Below are 21,998 nucleotides of genomic sequence, written 5' to 3'. Positions count from 1 at the left end.
TGATGGCCTACCGTATACCTAATCAAATATTTTTCCCGCGTTCAGGATATTATTGGGATCGAATGCTTTCTTGATACCGCGCATGAGCTGGAGCTGGGTCTCATTAAAGACGATGTCCAGGTAGTTTTTCTGCAAAAGGCCGATGCCATGTTCTCCGCTGATGGTACCACCCAGTTCGTGTACCAGCTTAAACAAGGCACGGATACCCCTGATCACTTCCGGATCATCGTTGCTATTGGCTATCCCTTCCTTTTTGATGCGGATGTGGAGGTTGCCATCGCCGGCATGGCCATAACATACGGCCTTGAAGTTGTACTCAATTCCCAATGCTTTTACGCCGCGTATGAGAGCGGGCAGTTCGGCGCGGGGCACCACGGTATCTTCTTCAATGGTGTACCCTTGTATTTTTACTGCCTCCGCTGCCCGGCGACGCAGTTTCCATAATTCCGCTTTCTGCTGGGCATCATCTGCAAAGTAGGGCTCTCCCGCATCGAAATCGGCCAGCAGGGTGCCAATAGTCTCCATTTCGATCATCAGGGTATCGAGGTGGTTGCCGTCTACTTCAATGATCAGGTGGGCGGCTGTGCCTTCGGTAACCGGCACGGCCGAACTGTCTACAAAACGGCTCACGATCTGCAGGGCATCAATTTCCACCAGTTCCAGGGCGCTGGGAGTGAATCCGGCCCGGAAGATGGCGCTCACCGCTTCACCGGCCTTTTCCAGTGACTGGAAAGGAACCAGCATCAGCAGGTCGTATTTAGGGAGGGGAATGAGTTTCAGCACGATCTTCGTAACAATACCCAGGGTGCCTTCGCTACCCACCACCAGTTGGGTAAGGTTGTAGCCGGTAGAGTTTTTTAATACATTGGCGCCTGTCCAGATCACCTCGCCATTGGGTAATACCATTTCCAGGTTCAACACATAGTCTTTTACCACACCATATTTTACAGCTTTAGGTCCGCCGCTGTTCTCGGCGATATTACCACCAATGAAGCAGGATCCGCGGCTGCTGGGATCAGGAGGATAGAACAATCCTTTTTCCTTCACGGCATTTTGCAATACTTCTGTGATGACGCCGGGTTCTGTAATTACCTGCAGGTTCCTTTCATCAATGGATAAAATGGAGTTCATGCGGTCGGTGGAGATCAATACGCCACCCAGGTGGGGCAAGGCGCCGCCACTCAAACCGGTACCGGCGCCACGGGGGGTGACGGGTATCCGATGCTGGTTACAGATCTTCATGATCGCACTAATTTCTTCCGTGGTACGCGGACGGATCACTACTTCAGGAGGAAATAATAAGTGCTCAGTTTCATCATGTCCATAATTGTTGAGGGATTCTTCGTCGAGCAGCACAAAACCTTCGCCTGTAATTTGCCGGAATTGTTCAATGATCGCTGTTGTCAACTTGCCCTGTATAGCCACTGTTTCTTGCATGTTATTAATTGAAAAGGGCCTCAAAAGTCGGATAAATGGGGCAGATGAAAAAGCAGGGAGCTGAAAATATTAAGGGAAGGGCTATAATTGAGTGATTTTGTGGACTAAAGGTGAATTACTCCCCGGCGGGATGCCATTTTTTGCACCTGGGTAGCTTTTCCAGCAGGCTAAAGATCCGGTATGCCTGCGCATTCGTACAGGGTGCATTGCAGCTGGTCCTGGCCAGGTGATTTGTGAAACCCGGCTTTCAGGGCCAGCTCCAGGTACAGCTTATCAAGGTGATTGATCTCCCAATATATCTTTTTGAAACCAGGTTCCCTGAAAAGGTATTTGAGGTAGCAGGTAAGGAGGTCATCCAGTGCGGGGTTGTTATAAATTAATGGATTCAATTGGAGTTGTTGTATACTGAATTCACCTGGCTGTAATACATAAGCAGTTTTTAAGCGGGTAAAAGCCGCCGCATAGACGGTCAGCAAACTGATACGTTCATGTTCGTTTATAATACCCGTTATAAGCGTGATCTCTGAACTTCCTCTTGCTGTTTGGAGTAATACGGACAGGCTGGCATGGGTTTCCTTGGTCATCCACAGCAGCAGCCATGGAAAATCCTCTTCACACAATACATGTAAAGAGAGCTGGTCGCTGCCTGATACGTTACACTGCTGATCTTTTATTTCCTGGTCCATACAATGGCAATAGAAATAGTTTTCAGTGAATAAGGAGGGATCTGGCGGGGCGGGTTATCACGGGTACGCAGTATATCAAATATACCAATGAATCCATGAAAAACAGCCCGGCGGCCTATCCATTCACGGCAGGACGATAAAAAACAGTGCTCGTTACCGGGAAATGATGCAAAAAGGAGGAAACGATTTGATTAATCTCAATTAAGGAAGTGGGTTTGTTGTTTTTTTTAGTGAATAGTCAATAGTGAATAAATACACGTTTGCTTCGAAAGCTTCGATAACAGAATCTGTCCCGCTCTGCGGGATCTCTCACTCCGCTGCGCTACGTTCGAGATGACAAGGGAGGGTGAAACGTATCCACATCCACTGCTTCGTTGGGTGGGGGGCGCCAGCTGCCCTCTCAGTCTTTGCGAAAAGTGGCTGTTTTTGCGTTTGATGCTATTCGCATACTCTATCCATACTGAAGGTATGGAGAAGCTATGGAGAAGCCATGCTGAAGGAATACGGATTTAGGATGTGTCTTGTACTGAAAAAACCTTACAGTTGGGCAGGTCAATACGGTTTTTACTTTACATGCTTAGGCAATAATACGGATATCGCTTTACAGGTTAAGTATTTAGTTGGTCATCTGGTTTTGTTTTTCGTTTTCTGGTTTTCCATCTTTTTTTCAATTTTCCCTCTCTCAGATGTGCCTGATCAGGTGTAAGGTTATCACAGCTCATATGTTGGCGCAGCCTGTTATAGCGGTCAATGGCCTTATGGGTAGCTGCTATTGCCTGGCTATAGCCTTCAAATGTTCCATCCAGGTCCAGTTCAGTTTTAAGTATTCCATTTACCCTTTCTGCTACCGGATTTTCATAGGGGCTGCCTGTCTGGGTCATACTGATGCGGATCTGATTAGTTTGTAAAACATTTACATACTGGTCACAGCAGTATTGTATTCCTCTGTCAGAGTGGTGGATAAGGCTTTGGGGTACATAGTCTTTTAAGGACCTTATAGCTTTGTTCAGGGCTATAAGGCATCCCCGGACCCGCAGGTTCTGACTTACATGATAACCGACTATCTTTCTGGAGTAGGCATCGGTTATCAATGAGAGGTACGAAAAGCCCTTTTCGGTACGCAGATAGGTAATATCACTCACCCACTGTTGCTGGGGCTTTAGTGCTTCCAGCCCTTTGATCAGGTTGGGCCATTTTCGATAAGGGTGGTCCGACCAGGTGGTACGGGCATGGTTCTTTTTACGCTTTTGCAGCATGTTATGCTTTCTGAGTAGTTTAAAGAACCGGTCCCTGCCCATTGTGATGTTATGGGACTGCAGGGCTGGTCGCAGAGAGCCCAGTAATTTTACAGCGCCTTCTTTCTTTAAGACTTTGCGTGCTTGTGTTGCCAGGTCCAATACAAGTTCTTCCCGCAACTGCCCGTTGGCCGCCTGCCATCCATGTTCATAATAAGCCTGCCTTGTTTTACCAAACAATGCGCAAAGTGTGCCTATCGCTGCCTGAGGATAGTGCTGTTTCACTTGCCGGACTGTTTGGTACCAAACTTTTTTACAATGTCCACTCCCAGCTCCTTACCGGCATTTTCAAGTAACATTTCCCAGGCTGCTACTTTGAGATTGGCCTGTTGTAATTGCTTTCTGAGTTCTTCTACTTCACTGGTTGTGGCAGGCTGCTGCGATTGTTGTGTCGGCTGGACAGGTGGTATTTCTCCCGTGGGATAGTTTGCCTTATACCATTTTACAAAATGCCGGACTGTACTTGGACCAGGAAGACCATACTTGATAGCCAATTTCATATAGCCCAGATCACTACTTAGATACTCACGGGCTACTGCGATCTTGAGGATGTTGTCATGGACAGGATCCCGACCGCCCTTGTTGTTTGAACTCATAATGGGTAAATTTAGGTTTCTGTATACTTACTACCCATTTATGTAAGGAGATTTCAGGAACGAGACAATGAAGCATTTAGCATTACTCCGTGCTTTGATTTTTCCTTTCTGTTGTTTTCTTTGCTTCTCTTTATCCCGTTCTGCCTTTTCTGATTCCTCTTTCAGCATCAATACCTAACAAACATACGATTATCAATATGGGGTCTCCAAATCTGAAATGTCTGGTTCGGTCATTTTTGTGCGTTATGTCCTATAATGTCTGCTTTTACCAGACATTATAGGACATACCAACCAAAAGCAGACATTGACATTTGGAAACGGGTATCCGGGTGTTGTATGTTTGTGCTGAGCTGATCGACTGTGTGGACGGGGCCCCTAAGCACGGTTGATGTATGGTAGTGTTGTGCAACACGAATTGAGGAGCATGGAGAGCGGTGTTAGCTGTTAGGAGTTAGGTTTTAGCCTTTAGGTATCAGGATTTAGCTTTTAGCGGTTATCAGCTGAGATTTGGTATCAACTATTAGCCATTGACCTTGCAGTCAGGTAGCTATTAGCGGTTGGATCTTAACGATCTACTTTTTGGCATTAGCTGTCGTTACCTGCTTTTGCAGATAACTATTGGCTGAGGGCTATTGCCACTGGTTTTTATTTTGCCGCTGTGATCAATACAAGGCTTCGGTGGGCCAGCCACCAGGCACTGGACAGTGTTCCGCAGGCAGCGGAGAATGAAAGGCAGGTTTTGGCTGAGACATGCAGCTACCAAAAGTTTATTGCAGAGATCCGGCTATTGGCAGTCAGGAGTTAGGGATAACTGCTAACTGTTAGCCTTTAGTGATTCGCTGTGAGGGCCTCGGTGAGGTAGTTATTTTTTAAACATTTAAAAGCATCATATGAATGACCCCGTTCGTGAGAGCGGGGTCTTTTTTATTGCTGATTAATGGATTGTGGGATTTCGCGGATTGTCTGGGATGGAAATTTTGCCAAGGCGAGAGTATCAATTGAGGGAGTGGGTTATCGTAAGGCTTTGGGAAAGAGAGGCACGCAGGAATTTGACTGCTTTGGCCTTATGTGCCCTAACCAATTTGACTGGCATGTCCAATTGAGCAGCCACGTCTTTGGTGGTCATTTTGTTGTAGAAGTATAACTTGAAGACCTCTCCGCACTGGGGAGTTAATTGATTGATGCCTTCATACAATACCAATAACATCCCGGTAGTAAAGAGAATTGGTTGACCTTCCTTATTTGTCTTCACCAGATCAGAGAGGGAAAGCAATTCTTTTTTGGAAGGCCGCTCCATATCCAGGCAACTTAAATAATCATAACAGGCATTGCGCACGGTAACGAGCAGGAAGGCTTTCACATCGGCCAGTGTTTTGAAGTTCCGGCGCATAGCTATCAGTTTTATGAATGTATTGACCACCATTTCCTCTGCTTCCTGCTGATCATTAATAAGCTGGTGGGCATATTGCACCATAGAAGCATAATATTCACTGAAGATAGTTTGTATAGCCGAGGGCTTATTGTTGTGGAAGTCAGACATCAGGTTGTTATCAGAGGTGCCAGGCATTTTACAGGGATTTTATCCGGTATAGTAATACCATGAACAAGAACAGCCAGGAATGTCCGGCTATTGAATACAAGGAAAAACTCTTAGGATAAAGCCTGGTTTGGCAGAGAGATATTTGGATAACAATGTACTATTATCACAGGCAAGGTGCTATTAAAATAAGCAAATAATGGACAATTCAATCATCTGTTGAAAATTCCCGCAACAGGCAGGCGCTAACTTAAACAAAGTCTGGCTCACTGCTCCCTACGGGCTTATTCCACTACCAAAATAGTGGCCGCAGGATCGGGGAATACTCTTTTACGCGATCCGTATACCTGTAACAGGGAATCAATATAAGTGGTGCCCTGGGGCTGGTAATGGGTAGCTTCTGTATAGATGTACAGGCGGCCCCCGTTTTGGAGACAGTCTGTGATGGCCTTATTGACGACGGGCTTTAAAGAATCAACGGCAGGGGCCTCATACACAGTAGCTTTGGCAAAGTAGTTGAGGAAATCTTTAAGCTGCCAGGCATCCTGCAGCAATACCACGTCTTTTTCGCGTACCACTTCCTTTACCTGTTTTATTTTAGCATAATACTCATCGTTTTCAATGTCCAGCAGCCAGCGGATACTGCCAAAGAAATTGATCGTAAACAACATAAGGCTGATGATGGCTACCAGCGCGATGGGCTTCAGACGGCCCCATCCCCTGAAAGGGGGTATTCCCTGCCCTGCATATTGAAGGGTACCCAGCAACAGCAGCCATACCAGGATGGACTGGAATATCCAGAACTCAAGGATCTCCGGCATCCAGAAACAGAAAAAGACGGAGTACACAATCCCGATCAGCATAAGGGGGGTAACTACATTACCCAAGGTAGTACGGATAGTCTTGTAATACCGGGCAAACCGGATCACCAGCCATAACATCACCAGGCCCAGCAGGGCACTGAGCACGGCCAGAAAAACAGCCATGGAATGGGAGATGTGACGGGCCAGGAACATTTCATCGCCCAGGGAATGGCTGGACAAAGATTTGCTCAAATACCTTTCCACGGGTGGCAGGCGGAACACAAAATGACCGCCGATAAAGGCATGGGAATAACCCGTGGCTATCAATACAGGCATTTTGCTATTCAATGGCTTCCAGTAATCATTGCTTTGGGTATACCCCTCAAACCAGCTGATCCATTGGGGAAAGCTGTTATTCCCTTCAATCACCCATCCCACCAGGAAATAGGCGCCGCCTACCAGTACGATGCCTGTAACAGCATATTGCACCAGGGAAGAGACCAGGTTGATATTTTTACGCTGTTGCCACAGCTTATACAGTATGACCACGGTAAATAGCACGTGCACCTGGTGAAACAGGATAGCCATCACATGAAGCAGGATCACTTTCCAGCAATCGGCCTGCCGGAAATTGTCTTTTGTCAATATATACAGGGCCAGGAGCAAAAAGAACATGGGGGGCGCATACACTTCGATATTGGTGCTATAGAACCAAACACCAAAGGTGAAAGCAATGACGGTGAGGCTTATGATGGACGATAATACGGGTAAGCGAAACCGGTTACGGAAAAAACTATACAGCACAGCCATGGTGCCGCTGCCCCATAAAGCGGTAAACACCTCTGCCAGGTAATAGTCCTTAACACCCGGAAAGATGGACTGGGCGAATACGAGCCAGTAATGGGTAACGAAATGATATATAAGGTGGTGTGGATGAAACAAGTGCTTGCCGGTGACCATGCCGTTGAGGTAGCCGATGGAGTCATGGGGGCCAGAGAAGTTGGCCGCCAGTGTACACAGGAAAAAAATAAACGATCCGGTAAAAACAAATAGTTGCTCCGGAAGTCTTGGACGCCGATTCATTAATGCCGTTTAAATTGATAGTAGCAGCAACCCGTTAGTAGTTAGTATTGGCGACACAATATACAGTGCATTATTTGGTAATGAAAGCGAATTTATCCTTCCACTTCAAAAACCACTTCTCGAACAAATGATAAGACCCCAGGCTGATCACAACGGACAGCAACAGGGCGATCACTGCAGATGCAACTGCTACCCATAGCTGGTCTTCCGCCCAACCCAATTTTACCACCAATCTTACGGTTGCATACATGCCCAACAAGTGCAGGCAGTACAGTCCGTACGTGTAAACCCCCAGTTTGCTAACGAGCTTAAACCGGCTCATTTTGAAGAGGGAGTTCTTCGCAAAGTTCTGTTCAGCAATGATCAGGGCAAAGAAGATACCGATCACCAGGCGTTCAAAAATGATGGGTATACCATAGGGAAAGATATACTCTTTGCCCAGGGTTACGCACAAAGCACCGATATATATAAACGCGATAGCCGGTTTACTAAGGTTGGTAATAAGATCCCTGAACTTGTTGGGGAATGATACCAGCCAGGCCAGCATAGCGCCCAGGGCCATATCGCCGATCAGGGACAGGGTATGAAAATAGCGTACGGCATGATCGGCTTCGGTATGCTGGGTATAAAACGACCGGAACACGAGGGACAGGAGGATGATGGCAGCAAATACATATTTGTACAGCCTGACGGGCACCCACCTGAGAATAACGGGCCAGGCCAGGTAAAACTGCTCCTCCACACATACGGACCACAGTACCGACAACAGAATGGCGTCGGGCTTTACGGGCCAGGTATTGAGGTAGTCAAAATTGCCAATGAGGAAAATGTAATACCAGGCATTGGCGCTTTCCTGGGGCACTTCCCCGCTCATTTTCTTAAGCATGGCAAATACAACAAAGCCAATGAACAGGCAGAGGTAATACAAAGGCCAGATACGCAGGATACGGCGTATATAAAAATTACCTACATGGATCGTACCGGTTACTTCTTTTTCCCGGATAAGCAGGTAGGTGATCAGGAATCCACTGAGCACAAAGAAGAAGTTAACGCCCAGGGTGCCATACTTAAACAAAAAGGATTGTATGCTAAAGGCAACAGGGGATGAGGTTTGCAGGTAGCTGAAAAAAGACAGGTAGCAATGGTGCAGGAATACCACCAAAAAAGAAATAAACCGCAACCCGTCAAGATTGGGAAAGAAAACTTTCGTTCTGGCGGCGCCTGCTGCAGAGGCAGCCTGCGGTATAGTGGGTTGGGTGAGGGTCATTGCGCTCCTTTATTTTTTTCCGAGAATATCATCGATGCTTACGCCAATCATTTGTTCCAGTTCCAATTTTGCAATGCTGAAATTCCGCTGAAAGTCGGCTTTGCGCATCAATTGCTCATAGTAGGCATTTTCAGCTTTCTTGAACACTTCGGGGGTCACCAATCCATCAGAGAAGTCTTTCTCGGCCAGTTTGTATTCGGTGTACTCCGATTGGGTCATACGGGTGATCAATTCCAGCTTTTCCTTATGCAGCAGGTAGTCCTCATATTTGGACAATACCGATTTACGGATAGTGCGGTACTGGTCGTTCTTTTGTGCATTGGCGATATAAATATTTTCCCGGGCAATCTTCACTTCATTGCCCCTGGAGGTAAAGAAGTCCAGTGGCAGGTTGAGGCTAAAGTTGTATTTCGGGTACAGGGTAGCCTGGTTGGAAGGAGCGCTACTGGGGTTAATGGTATATTCATTAACGTTGCCGGAAGCCGATAAAGCACCCAGCCAGCTCCCTTTGGCCTTGCGGAGTTGGTAGGTAGCTATATTCACATTGCGGTCGGCAATCTCAAAATTGGGGTTCTGCAAAGCCAGCTGCACCAGCCTTTCCCGGATATCGGTGATCTGGCTGGTATCCAGGTTGGCATGGTAGGTAGAAACATTGCGCCCGGTGGGTTGTTGGGCTTCTGAGGCAGCGGCCGTGAGCATCAGTAAGCAAATGCCGGCAAATATTTTGTTCATGTTGAAAGGTTCGTTTTAGTTTACTTCAGCTTTTTGTGAATCGTACAGGTGTAATTTCAGGAAAATGGCCAGGGCCGAATAAAAATACAACACATTGGGATATTGACCGATGGCCATTTGCGAATACTGCGCCACCATCAGGCTAAAAACAGATACCAGGTTGGCGGCATAGATGGCTTTCAGATCAGGATCGCGCACCCGGTAAAAATACCGGATGCCGGTGCGCAGGATCACATAATAAAAGATCAGCAAGAGGGCCAGGCCAATGGGGCCCTGCTCCATCATGGTTTGCATATAGGCACTGTCTGGCGGAATAAAAGACAGAAAGTGACCGGGATTGTACATGGTGCCGATCAGTCCGGATGTGTTGAGCCCCCCGCCGATCGGGTGGCTGTGCACATAAGGCTGGGCTATTTTGCGGTTCAGGTCCCTTACCAGGGCGGAGGGATCTTTGGAGCCTTCGAAGGTAGACCGCAACCGGTTGATGATCATATTGTCATAGATAGGCGCTACCAGCAGTGCGGTGAGCATAAAGGCAAAAACGCCTGAGAAGATCAGGGTACGTTTCTCATACAAGGTAAGTACGCAGTAAAATACAATGCCGGCCACTACCATCAGGGTAGCTGTGCGGGTACCGGTATAACTGGTGGCCATGAAATGAAGAATAGCCAGCACATAATACAATGTCCGCTGCCGGGCAATGCGCGATTGCAGGGCCAGCACCAGTAAAAGCACGGTTGAAGAGGCGTATAAGATACCTGCGGAAGCAGGGTCGGACAGGAGGCCGAAGCGACGTACAAAGCCTCCGTTGATAAACAGGCCTACCCGGTCGGGATCGGACATGAGCCAGCGCTGCTCCCACCCGAAAAGCCCCAGCCACTGCTGCTTACAGGCATACACAGCTTCTATGGTGCTGAGTATGATCCAGAATTTCATAAAGAATTCAATGGCCTTGCGCGAATTAAAGAAGCAATAGCTCATGTAAAAAAATGCGGCAAAGCTTACCTGCTTGCGGAAGAAGTTGAACCAGCCAAGCTTACTGGCAGCAGCGGGATTGGCAATCTCCAACAGGTAGTAAGCCAACAGGACGATGATCCATATGGTAATGCCATGGTTCCAGAATTTACTGGTAGCTTCTTTTTTGTATTCCTGCCGGGTGATCACGCCCAATAAAGTAAGGTAAGAGAGGTATTCGGGGATCAATCCTGTAGGGATCACGGCGGCTGAATTCAACAGCCGTTGGGGAAACATGAGAAATAATGTAATAATATAGGTAGCGTAGTATCCTACGGTAGGATACATGATACACAGCAGGAAAATGAGTATGCCGGCTACGCCGGACACAATACCAATACTGATCTTCGAATCGACCAGTACGGTAATATAAGACATGCCGATGGCTATGAAGCCCAGGATGGCGACACCCACTGTGGTGGCCATTTTCCGGTCCATGAAGTGATAATGCAACCAAGACGTTACTGATTCAGAGGCTTTATGTAGCACGTTTCTTACCATAGGGACTAAAAGAACAAAAACTTTACAAACATACCAGCGGTGAATGCTATTGCAAACAGGATGCTGATGAGCTCGAAGGTTTTGTATTTGTGGTCTTCATTTTCCATTTCGATCAATTATGCTTGACTAACTTCCTATTGCGATGCTTTTGCCGGCCTTATCCTTTCGCGGTTCAGGCGCTTCGGCTGTGGCAGGCTTTTTCAGGGAAAACAGCCACCAGGCGCCTGCACGCTCCGCGATATTATACAATATTACCGGCAAAATGACGCCTACGGTGACACTAACGACCAGTAATACCGGAATATTCTGTACACCAAATGATTTCAACAGCAGGTTTCTGACCGCTGCGGTGATCATCAGGTGCATCACATAAATGTACAGGGAGTGATACCCTATTACGCGCAAAAAACGCAGGATATCGAGCTTTTGCAGCAGGAACGATACCTGGATCACAAAAGCGCCGCCCAGCAGGGCTGTGATGGCAAAAATAGCCGGTTGCTGGTATTGTACATAGTAATCGTCCTGGTGCTGCAGGTTGAGGTAGGTAAAATAATGCTGGATCAATACAAAAAACGGCAGGGCTATCAGGGTGGTACGCCAGGACGTAAGGATAGCATGGTTCTTCGTGTTCAGCACCATATCCGAAAATACATGTCCGACCGCAAAAAACAGGTAAAAGAACGACACATCGATCAAAAACCCTATATGGATCTGGTGGATATGGCAATAGCCGGAAACAGCATAGAGGATCACGCCCAGTACCAGCTGCTGCCATGGCCTCACCTTTCCATACCAGTGCACCAGGGCATACAACACGCTTACAAAGAATAAGGCATTCAGGTACCAGAACTGCTCGATCTTACGTGGATCGATGATCAGGTGTAAGTAGTTCATCGGCTCCCGTTCTGCATTGGCGTACCCTGCAAATAAAAGCTGCAGGGAGATCTGGATACTGCCCCACACTATCAACGGGTAAAAGATGGTCTGGAACCTGTTTCCGATATAATCACCAATACCTTTGCGCACGAGGCTACCACCTACAAAAATACCCGAAACAATAAAGAATAAAGGCATCCGGAAACTGAAGAAAAAGATATTGAAATACTTTAATCCTGCATAACTTCCCGAGCCTTCTCCCACATTGCCTAATCCTTCAAATACATGCCGGTATACTACCAGCAGGATGGTGATACCCCTGGCATAATCTATCCAGGGGTAACGACTCCTGTTTAATATTTTTTGAGCGTTAAATAAATAATTGAACATGACCGGTATAAGGTTTACTATGCACTACAAATCCATATTATTAGCTTCCACATTGTTCAGTATAGTTCCCACGAATTTATCGCCGGTACTATTGAGGTACTGGATAGAATCTTTATCAATTTGCCCTAAAGAAGATTTTGCCGAAAAAACAGCTATTATACCATCCACACTGGCAGAGAGTTCTTTACTATCTGCATGGTTATTGAGTGCGGCGCCTTCAATAAAAACAAAGTCATAGTTCTCTGCGATCCTGGGCAGGTGCTCCAGGAGGTTGTTCTTAGGTAATATTTCTGAAGGGGTATAATTGCCTTCGGTGCATCCTACCAGGTCCGTATTGGGGATGGTAGTCATGCTTTTTATGCCCAAAAACTTATCCATCACATTTCCCTGGCCCGAAAAGCTGAACTGCTCCAGGCTGGGTTTAGCTTCGAATTTGCGGGTCAATGTATTGTTGGAAAAGTTGGCATCTATTACCAATACTTTCTTCCTGGTAAGGCTAAGGCTATTGGCCAGGGCTTCTATAACCGTGGTCTTGCCTTCCTGGGGCTTGGTGCTGGTAACCAGGAATATCTTTTTGCCTGTATTGGTCAGTTCAAACCGCAGCTTACGCAGGTTTTCAACAAAAAGGCCACCCTCTCCTTCCCTGTCAGCTTCCTTGTCATTATCTTTTAAATAGTCTTGCAAGGGCTTTTTCTTCAGGTTGAGCTTGTTGAGTGTGCTGAGCAATTTCAGTTTGGTAGCCCGCTGGAATATAGAAGGTGTTTTGAAGGAAGAATCAAAGAACTCCAGGGCCACAATGATAAAGGATGACAGGAATAACATCAACATACCGCAAAGGCCCAGCACCAGGGAACGCTTTGAAGGCTCTGCCACAAAAGCTGGCTGGGCCACCAATATTTGCTTAAAGTTGTTCTGTGGATTGATGTCGAGGTCCAAAGAGGACTGCATGCTCTTTTTCAACTGCTCATACTCCTGGGAGGCAATGCGCAGATCGCGCTCCTGGGCATCCAGGATAACCTGGTCGCCGCCACCTGTTTTGGTGATCGCTTCGTATTCTTCTTTTTGCTTACCAAACAGCCTCACGTTACCTTCTGCTGCCAGTATCTGCTCTTCCAGCTCTGTTTTACGGGAAACCAGGTCTTCCTGGCGGTTCTGTGTCCTGTTTTGCCGGCTCTGCCGGTCTACATTGCTGCTGCCCGCCCCCTTCAGTTGGGCAATCTTTTTCACATTGGCATCGATCTGATCCGTCAGTTTCCTGATCTCTTCATCAGACTTTCCATTCTTTTGTATCTCGAGGTTCTGGTTCTCTCTTTCAAGGGCCAGAATCGCTCCATTGTTATTGACAAATGTATTGCCGGAGCTTTGGCTGCTCAAATCCCTGATCTGAGATTCTACAGACCGCAATTCACCCCTTAAATTATTCAGTTTAGCCTGTTCCTGCTGATAATTGCTGGTCACCCCCTGTACTACCGTCATAGCGGCAGAAGCCCTGTCAGCAACATTGGGCGTACCAATTTTTATCCGGAAAATCTTCAACGCTTCGGTCAGGCTGTCTACTGTTCTCTTTTTGGCGGCAGCCAGGCTATCCAGCTTGGCAGCGGACTCCAGGTTCCTTACGCCGTAGATACTGTTAAAAAAGCGGATAAATTGTTGTCCGAGGGTATTGGCAATATAGGCGGACAACTCGGGATGCTCTGACCTGCAAAGGATCACCAGGTAATCCGTACGATCGGCCCGGGAGATAAAGAGTTTACCCTGCAGGTATTCAGGTGCGTACCCATAGAGATACATCAGGTCAAATATCTTTTTTTCTTCGGGATCAAAAGGATTCAGGAGCTCCATAGCGGCCACTTTACGGCGCAATGTCTGCTTTGCATGCTCTATATTGACCAGCTTATATTCGTTTTTCTTCTTTTGCTCCTCATTCAGCGTGCGGAAAGGCTTCAGGTCTTCGAGGTCATGCAACAATACCTTATAGGCAAGCATGCCCATTACCTTGGGCGATTTGAAAGTTTCAATTACGTTATTAAAGCGCAGATCGATCTCGTAGATATTCAGGCCTGCTTCTTCCTTGATACTTACCTTCTGCTCCATGGTAAAACCAGTGGAATATTGCGCAACAGATCCGTAGGTCTTAGTTTGAAAAAGTGTGAACACAAAACCCGCTACCAGCCCCAAAACTGTACATCCGGCAATGATCCATTTCTTCCGTAGCAGCGAATACAATAAATACAACAAATCCATAAGGTTTCTTTTTTGTGTGTTTCGAGGTGAAAAAGTAGCAAAAAAAACCGGGAGACCATAATGGTTTCCCGGTTTTTGATAAAGTTGAAATGCTTTTCGGGATATTTCCCTTTGTTAAAGGAGCGCCATCCACCGAGGCAGGCAAGCGCTCCTTTTATGTACCAGGCTATTGATTAGCCTTTACCATTTTACTTACCTGTACCGGTTTACCGTTCACATTTAAAGTGATCATGTAGATACCTGTGTTCAGATTGGCGCTTCCGGTGTTCACACGCAGGGTGTTGTAACCAGCTTGCAATTTGCCAAATGCTTTCCTGAACATCAGCTTTCCGCTCAGGTCATACACATCCACACTTACGTGATTATCAGCAGCGGTATTGTTGAAATCGAGGTTTACCTGATCAACGAACGGATTGGGATACATCCTTCCTTCCGTTACTTCTCTTGTAGTAGTCGCTTGCGTAGTTGTACGGGCAGCGGCATCATCACCTACAGTAGCTGTCAGTCCATCAGGCGTCACCACACCACCATTCAATACTGTACCACCACCGGTTACATCATCATAAGCCTCGATCAGCATACCACCATTGAAGCCATAAGCCGCTTCCTGGGTAGTAGAGAAATCGATCAGTACTTCACCATTTGAATCAGCCTGTATGTCTCCGATGTAAACGATCTTGGTTGAGTTCATCCAGGAGTTCAGGTATACTGTTCTGCCATTGACGGTATAAGTACAAGTATAGTTACCTGCAAACCATCCATTGGTGCTCATACTTCCGAGGAAGCCTATCCTGTAACGCTTAGCCTGGTTGAGACCGGTAAGCTTCATTTGTGATGCTTGTGTATTGTCGATCCAGAAATTGGATTGTAATACTACATCCGGTGCAATGCCTGAATTGTTGCCAGTGAGTACACCAAAGTTATTGTCGCCATTCATTCCTTTCTCAATGCTGAGTGTCATACCGGTAGGTTGGTTAGACTGGTTCGGCAGATTGGGGAAGGAGAAGTTTTGCGTTGGCAACACCGCCAGGTTGTACCATGGAGCCGGTGCATTGTATTCAGTACCGAAATTGAAGTTCACATAAGTAATAGCAGCCGGTGTAACGGTCTTGCCGGTATTGCTCCAGTCGGTAAACATGCCACCTATTTTAGCACGTACACGGTACCAGTATTTGGTATTGGGTGTAAGGCCGGTGCTGGTGTAGGTGGTTGTGTTAGCAGGCAGGTTGTAAGTGGTTACACTTGCAAAACCAGCATCTGTAGCACGTTGCAACTGGAAGCCATCAGCGGCATCTTCATTGCTTGACCTGTCTGACCAGCTAAGTGTAGCTGAATTCCTGTCCCTGGGCTCAACATACATGTTGGACGGGTTGAGGTTAAGGCCTGGTGTAAACTCTTCCAGTTGAATGCCTGTCATGAACATATAGGTAGCGCCTGGCAGCCTGCTAATGTCTACAGTGATCACACCAGCGGCAGGCGTCAGGTTGTTCAGGTTGGCAGTCTGGTTGGTATTGTAGCGGCCATTGAGGGTATCGCTGGCAGCACCTGATACGTAACGGGCGGTTGCATCGAGGCCTTCATTCTGGCTACCAACAATTACTACGTTGTAGCGCTTGCTGTTGTCCAGACCAGTGAAACGGATCTGACGGGCAGTGGCGTTATTATCCCACCAGCCACTCTTCAGTACCACATCGGGGAATACCCCAGAGTTATTACCGGTCTGATGTCCGATGATAGAAATACCAGACCATCCATTTACCAGTTGGAAGCCAAATGGTGTAGCTACATTGTTTTCATCAGTCAGGTTACTGCGGGAAGTACCTGCAGGTCCGTAACCAATGATATTATTCCATGGAGCAGGGGCTTCATCGCCGTAGTTACCAAAGTTCAGGTATACAGAACGTGTGTTCTTGTCGGTCACCGCAATGGTTACATCAGTAGTCACTTCTGCACCCTTATCATCCACTGCCTTCACTGTGAAGGTATTATTACCCAGGTCGCTGGCAGTTGGTGCGGCAATGAGCCTGTAGTTATTACCACCCAGTGATTGCAGGGTTACGAAAGCAGGCTTGTTCACTACAGAAACAGTTACCACATCACCAGGCGTATCGGTTACAGTAAAGTCATCCTGGTTATTGCCATCCGTTTTCAGCGCAAGGCTGGTCAATAAACCGGCGATCACAGGTTTGTTGTTAGCAGTTGTAACAGCTACTGTATCGCTCGACGCACCTGCACCATAGTTATTTGTACCCGCTACATAATAATAGTATTGTGTAAAGGGAGCAACAGCCTGGTCAGTGTAAGCATTGGCATTTGCATCCAATGTACTGAGCAAAGTATAAGGACCAGTCTTGGTGGCTGCACGGTATACAGTATAATTATACTCGTTGTAGGCCTTATCTGTCCAGTTGAGCTTAACGCCCACACCTGCTTCAGCTGCTGCCAGCAGGCTGGCTGGTTTGGCAGGCGCAGTACCATCATCAAATCGTGCATCCATTATAAAGGCATTCAGGGTTCCGCCTACGTTTGCATTGGGATCACCGATCATGGTAATGATCACTTCACCGTTAGCAGCCGGCTGTACCTGATAGATGGTATCAGTGATCGTTGCATTATTGTAGAAAGGAATGGTAGCAATTTCATTACCTATTTTATAGGTAGTGATAGAAGTAGCTGTATTTCCGCAGAAGCTACAATTATTGCTTCCCATGAAGATGAAGTTGTACTTCTTAGTTACATCCAGGCCATATACGCGCAGGCGCAGGGTGTCGTAAGCGGTACCACCTTGCCAGGAGTAACCCCAGAAGATGCCATCTTTCATCACACTGTTGGGGAATACACCACCACCTTGCACACCAGCATCAGAAGAACCGTAAGCACCACTGAGCAAGGCAACACCTGCTGTAGTAGTAGCGCCCTTGGTATTCTTCAGGTTACCTGTATTAAAGGCACCCATAGAATTGGTCTCAATATCATTCCAACCTGCACCACCATTGGTATAATATTTCATATTCACCTGGATGGTCTCATTCGGATCCTTTTCAGCCACATCGATGGTAAAGGTTTTGGTTACCCAGCCACCAAATCCATCATCAGCTTTCACGGTCATAGTATATGCACCGCTGGCTGCCAGGTTGGGCTGCAGGGAAACAGAACCACGGCCATTGCCACTATCCACCAGGGTAGCGAACGAAGGCTTGTCGATCACTGACCATACGAGTGTACCATTGTCATCAGCATCATTGGCTACCAGCGCAATTTTGCGGCTTTCACCTTCGTTCATGCTCACATTGGCAATTGGCGTGATAACAGGCAGGTTATTGCTGTTCACCTCCATATTGTACACAATAGTATCTTTTCCGCCAAATGCATCGGCCACATATACCGTGATGGCATAAGCACCCTGATCGGCAATAGAAGGAGTAGATACAATGTTAACAGAACCATTGGTAGCGCCCTGTACAGATATGAAATAAGGCAGGGGCTCAGTGGTAAATACCAACGGATCGCCATCGGGATCATTGGCCACCACTGTTAAACTGTGTACGGTATTGTACCTGATCGTAAAGTCATTAATATAAGCAAAGGAAGGAGCGGTATTAGGTGTAGCTACTGACACTTCATTGCTGAAGGCAGATGGTGACGCTACGCCTTTACCCCTTACCTTATAATAATAAGTAACATTGGCAAACAGGGTAGTATCGGAGAATGCTACCTGTGCATTGGCACTGGCTGGCAGGGTAGCTACTACACGGTAATTGGTATTATTAGTAGTAGATCTCCAGATCTCATAGCCTGTTTCATCAGCTGAATTATCATTCCAGGTCAGGTTGACCGTAGTAGCAGAGGCTGCCACTGCTGCGAGGGCAGAAGGTGTTGCAGGGGCTGCCGGCGTTGCCAGGGTAGTATCGCTGGATGGAGCATAGGTGGAATTGATCAGTGTAGCGATCTCACTGGCGATCATAGCGCCATTTACTACATAGATATCATCCATCTGACCCGCGAAATAATCCAGGGAGGTAGCCGCCTGGTTAAAGGCTACATCACCATTGCTGCTGCCGGAATAACCAATGCGTGCATTATTGGAAGCCGCTGCTGCTACACTGGTAATGCCCAATGCATTGTTGGCAGCTACTTCCACACCATTCAGGAAGATCTTTAAAGAGTTCACGTCATAAACAACTGCCACATGGTTCCAACCACCGCTGATCCAATTGCCATTGCTGGTAACATTAGCCAGGGAAGTTGTAGCCCTGGTGCTGGCGCTGGCAATACCTGCTTGTAAAGCACCACTATTGAAGCGCAATGCAAGGCCATTGGTACTGTTACCAAAATCAAAGATCACCTTATTATTAGAGGTAGATGTAGGCTTGATCCACAGACCCACTGTACGTTGAGTATAACCACCATCGCTGGGGAAACCACCAGAGCTGCTGCCATTAACAGTAGCATATTGGTTAGTACCGTTAAAGTTCAGTGCATGGGACCCTTCTTTAGGACCAGTTGTTGAATAAGTGGCGCCGGTAAGCGTCAATGTACGGGTAGCATTACCATTGGCATCAGCATTGCTGTTGTTCAATTTCCAGTTTACTTCTGTGTAATTGCTCTCATATATTGATTCACCGGTAAGGCCAACCGCTCTTACTTTATAGAAATACTTGGTATTGGCCAGCAAACCTGAGTCGGTATAAGAAGTACCGGCTACAGTAGCCACCTGTGCAAATGTGCCGGTAGCGCTGGTTGACCGTAATAATTCGAAGGCATACTCATTGGCGCTGTTGTCGGTCCAGGTAAGATTGATCTTATTGTGTGACACGCCGGTTGCTACCAGGTTGGAAGGTGCAGTCATAGTAGGCGCCACGATTCCCGGGCTAAACAATACGCTGCTGGGGATAGCTTGTTTGCTAAGCCCGGCATTGTTTTGCCAGCTCCAGCTCATCGCTTCTCCGCTGCCTGCTTCAAAGAAGCCTAGGGCAATGGGGTGCAAACCAGCGGTCAAAGCAATACTGGCGGTTTTACAGGTATTACCATGCAAACCATCGTGGTTGATGAGCGGTGTAGCGGCAAATCCATAAGCCTGATCGACATACAGCCTGCTACCATCATCAGAACATATTTCAAAAGTATAGGTAGCGGTCGTAGGAACTTTTATATAACCTTCCCACAGGAAGCCAAAATTGTCATTCTGGTTCCTTACAGTAATGTCAATGTTAGGTGTTGAGCCCATTTTTATAGGCGTCAAAGCGTTAAAGTCGGGCAGGTTAGACCAGCTGCCCTGATAATACTTGTAGCTAATGCTATTGGGAATAAGCCCTGTATTGACTGTCACCTGGTTGCTGGCAGGAGAGAAATTACCCACCGCATCACGGGCTTTTACTGTAATAGTATAAATCTGTCCGCTATCGAGGTTGGCAATAGTGAAAGCCGTTTCTGTAGTAGTATAGGTTTTCACGCCATTGAGGAAGATGTCATATTTATCAACACCTACGTCATCAGTAGAGGCGGTCCATGTTACATTCACGTAATTGCTGAAAGTACTGAGCACTTTCAGGTTGGAAGGAGCAGTAGGACCAGTTTGGTCTACTTCAGTTTTGGCAGCAGCCTCATTACTTACTACAGCAGCACCGGAAGCACCCACCGCACGTACAATAAAGTAGTATTGGGTATTGGCTGTTAAACCGGTATTGGTGTAGGTAATGGTATTGGCAGGAGTGATTGTAACAATTTTATAAGGTCCACCCGGATTGGTGCTGCGGTAAATTTCAAATCCGGTTTCATTTTCGCCGGCATTGGGATTATCGCTCCAATCCAGCTGAATGCTGGTTAAAGAAACAGCAGCAGCAGAAAGATTCTTGGCGGGCTCTGGTTTAGGATTGCCGGCGGCATTTACAACAGTAAATACAGGGGAAGGCAAAGCGCCGCAACCAAATTGTTCTACCACTTTAGCTGTATAGTTACCGGAAGTAGCGTTGTAAGTAGATTGGGTACCTACTACAGTGGCACCCTGCAGCCACTGGTAAGAAACGTAGCCTTCGGGCAGTGACAGTAATACCCTGGTGCTGTCATCGGGAGAAGGCAATACCTTACTCCTGATACCGACTACCTGTGGAGTAGGTGTTTGGGTAATCGGTTTAGACTTGATCACCGCAGGTTTGGGAGACCAAACAGACCAGGCGCTTGTAGCCGTTCTTTTAAAACGAACACGGTAAGAGCCAAATGACTTTACGGTAATTTCATTACCGGCATAGCTTATTATAGAAGTTCCATCAACGATCGTATTTACGCCATTGGTTCTGGTGGCGATGGTAACGCTATCTTTTTGCCACTCATATGCATAAAAACCGCCGGTGACGCCAATTTTCACATTGATAGCCGAATCGGGACAAAAATCATAACGCTGGAAGAATACAAGGGGGTTGGCCTTGTGGGCAGCATTCATAAAAGGAATGAAATCTGGTTCATTCCAGTGTGTTGTCCACACGCTGTGACCCAGATCAGGATACAGGGTATACCTGATATCGGCACCCCTCGTTTTCAGATCACTAACAAGGCCCTGCGCCATGGTAGGGGTTGGGTTGGCATCTTTACCACCTGTTGCCAGCCACATCGGAATATGTATCCACTGATCAAAATTAGTAGCTCCTGTGATCGCTGAAGAAGGAGCTACGGAAGCCACACGCTGGGGAAAGGCAGAGGTCATGGACCAGGCAGTAGCGCCTCCATTGGACAGACCATCTACAAATACCCGGTCAACATCCATACGCGAATATTTGGTTAATGAATCCAAAGCTGCATTCACCAGGTTATAATAGTTTGATGAACCGGCAATACCCCATGTACTGGAACAGGAAGAACCAGAATTTACCTGGCCATAGAACAGAAAGCCGTCAAACTTTCCATTGTCTACATTATCCTTAAAGAATTTACCACCATGGGTTAACTGGCGCTCGTTGTTGTAAACGCCGCCATTGGAGGTACAACCCGGTTCGCCGGCGCCATGAAAAAATACCATAATGGGGTATTTTTTTCCGGCACTGTCGGGATTGGTGTAACTCTTGGGGAATTTCAGGCGGAAACACATCTGTGCTCCACCGATGTTTATGAAATAAGCTTTGTAGGATGTAACATCCCAGCTACCGCTACCAGTGCTGATCCCATTGGATGCAACACTCACCCACTTTTGCAATCCGGCAATGCCTGGATTGGGGTTGGTGGAGGTACCTAATGCCGCGGAAGAATTCCAGCGGACGATAGGATCGGCAGGATCGAAGACGTTTTGTGCTTGCAGCATGGCAACACAAAACAACACACTTGTTGTGGTAAGAAGTAGTATTCGCTTCATAATACGCTATGGTTAAAAACGTTAATTCAGTTTTGTAAGAAACCTGATAAACGGCTTTAAATGAGGATATGATTCCTGGTACCTGTTACAGTAAAGGAGGCATATTGGAGATGACTCAAGGATGGTTTTGTCTAAGAATAATGAGGTGAAAGCACAATGGAATTTCTGAAGGGATATTTGGAGTGAGGCTTATTG

12 protein-coding genes are annotated in these 21,998 nt (G+C 46.9%); all 12 read right to left on the bottom strand.

Translation table 11 applies throughout. The features are described from left to right. Window positions 1-18: 18 nt before the first annotated feature. The 12 genes from D3H65_RS27705 to D3H65_RS27650 all read right to left on the bottom strand — a co-directional run bounded on the left by D3H65_RS27705 (window position 19) and on the right by D3H65_RS27650 (window position 21,803). On the bottom strand, window positions 19-1,437 hold the full coding sequence (locus D3H65_RS27705; RefSeq protein ID WP_119053413.1) for an FAD-binding oxidoreductase: 1,419 nt from the start codon (window positions 1,435-1,437) through the stop codon (window positions 19-21). Window positions 1,438-1,604: 167 nt separating this feature from the next. After that, entirely contained in the window at window positions 1,605-2,123 is a 519-nt protein-coding gene (locus D3H65_RS27700) for a hypothetical protein (protein ID WP_119053412.1), read from the bottom strand. A 608-nt stretch (window positions 2,124-2,731) separates the two neighbouring features. After that, entirely contained in the window at window positions 2,732-3,643 is a 912-nt protein-coding gene (locus D3H65_RS27695) for an IS3 family transposase (protein ID WP_119049027.1), read from the bottom strand. After that, window positions 3,640-4,014 carry a hypothetical protein gene (locus tag D3H65_RS27690; protein WP_119049026.1) on the bottom strand — a complete coding sequence of 125 codons (375 nt, stop codon included), beginning with the start codon at window positions 4,012-4,014 and terminating at the stop codon, window positions 3,640-3,642. Before D3H65_RS27690 ends, D3H65_RS27695 begins: the two co-directional genes overlap by 4 nt. Window positions 4,015-5,008: 994 nt before the next feature. After that, window positions 5,009-5,581, bottom strand: a complete 573-nt coding sequence (locus D3H65_RS27685; protein ID WP_119053411.1) for an RNA polymerase sigma factor — start codon at window positions 5,579-5,581, stop codon at window positions 5,009-5,011. A 254-nt stretch (window positions 5,582-5,835) separates the two neighbouring features. After that, complete coding sequence (locus D3H65_RS27680) at window positions 5,836-7,437, bottom strand: hypothetical protein (RefSeq protein WP_119053410.1); 1,602 nt, start codon at window positions 7,435-7,437, stop codon at window positions 5,836-5,838. Window positions 7,438-7,507: 70 nt separating this feature from the next. Beyond that, on the bottom strand, window positions 7,508-8,704 hold the full coding sequence (locus tag D3H65_RS27675; RefSeq protein WP_119053409.1) for an acyltransferase family protein: 1,197 nt from the start codon (window positions 8,702-8,704) through the stop codon (window positions 7,508-7,510). A gap of 9 nt (window positions 8,705-8,713) precedes the next feature. Then, window positions 8,714-9,436 (bottom strand): TolC family protein, encoded by a 723-nt coding sequence (locus D3H65_RS27670; RefSeq protein ID WP_119053408.1) that lies wholly within the window; start codon window positions 9,434-9,436, stop codon window positions 8,714-8,716. Window positions 9,437-9,451: 15 nt separating this feature from the next. Further along, the gene (locus D3H65_RS27665) at window positions 9,452-10,888 is read right to left on the bottom strand and encodes an O-antigen ligase family protein (RefSeq protein WP_162915844.1); all 1,437 of its coding nucleotides are present in this window, start codon (window positions 10,886-10,888) and stop codon (window positions 9,452-9,454) included. 189 nt (window positions 10,889-11,077) lie between these two features. Further along, window positions 11,078-12,217: an acyltransferase family protein gene (locus tag D3H65_RS27660; RefSeq protein ID WP_119053406.1), complete on the bottom strand. Its 1,140-nt coding sequence runs from the start codon at window positions 12,215-12,217 to the stop codon at window positions 11,078-11,080. Between the two features lie 24 nt (window positions 12,218-12,241). Beyond that, complete coding sequence (locus D3H65_RS27655) at window positions 12,242-14,461, bottom strand: exopolysaccharide transport family protein (RefSeq protein WP_119053405.1); 2,220 nt, start codon at window positions 14,459-14,461, stop codon at window positions 12,242-12,244. 166 nt (window positions 14,462-14,627) lie between these two features. Beyond that, the gene (locus D3H65_RS27650; RefSeq protein ID WP_119053404.1) at window positions 14,628-21,803 is read right to left on the bottom strand and encodes a fibronectin type III domain-containing protein; all 7,176 of its coding nucleotides are present in this window, start codon (window positions 21,801-21,803) and stop codon (window positions 14,628-14,630) included. Between the last annotated feature and the right edge of the window lie 195 nt (window positions 21,804-21,998).

Source organism: Paraflavitalea soli, from assembly GCF_003555545.1.
Classification (GTDB): Bacteria; Bacteroidota; Bacteroidia; order Chitinophagales; family Chitinophagaceae; genus Paraflavitalea; species Paraflavitalea soli.
The sequence above is the reverse complement of the archived record's forward strand: the minus strand, read 5'-3'. Positions and strand labels throughout refer to the sequence as shown.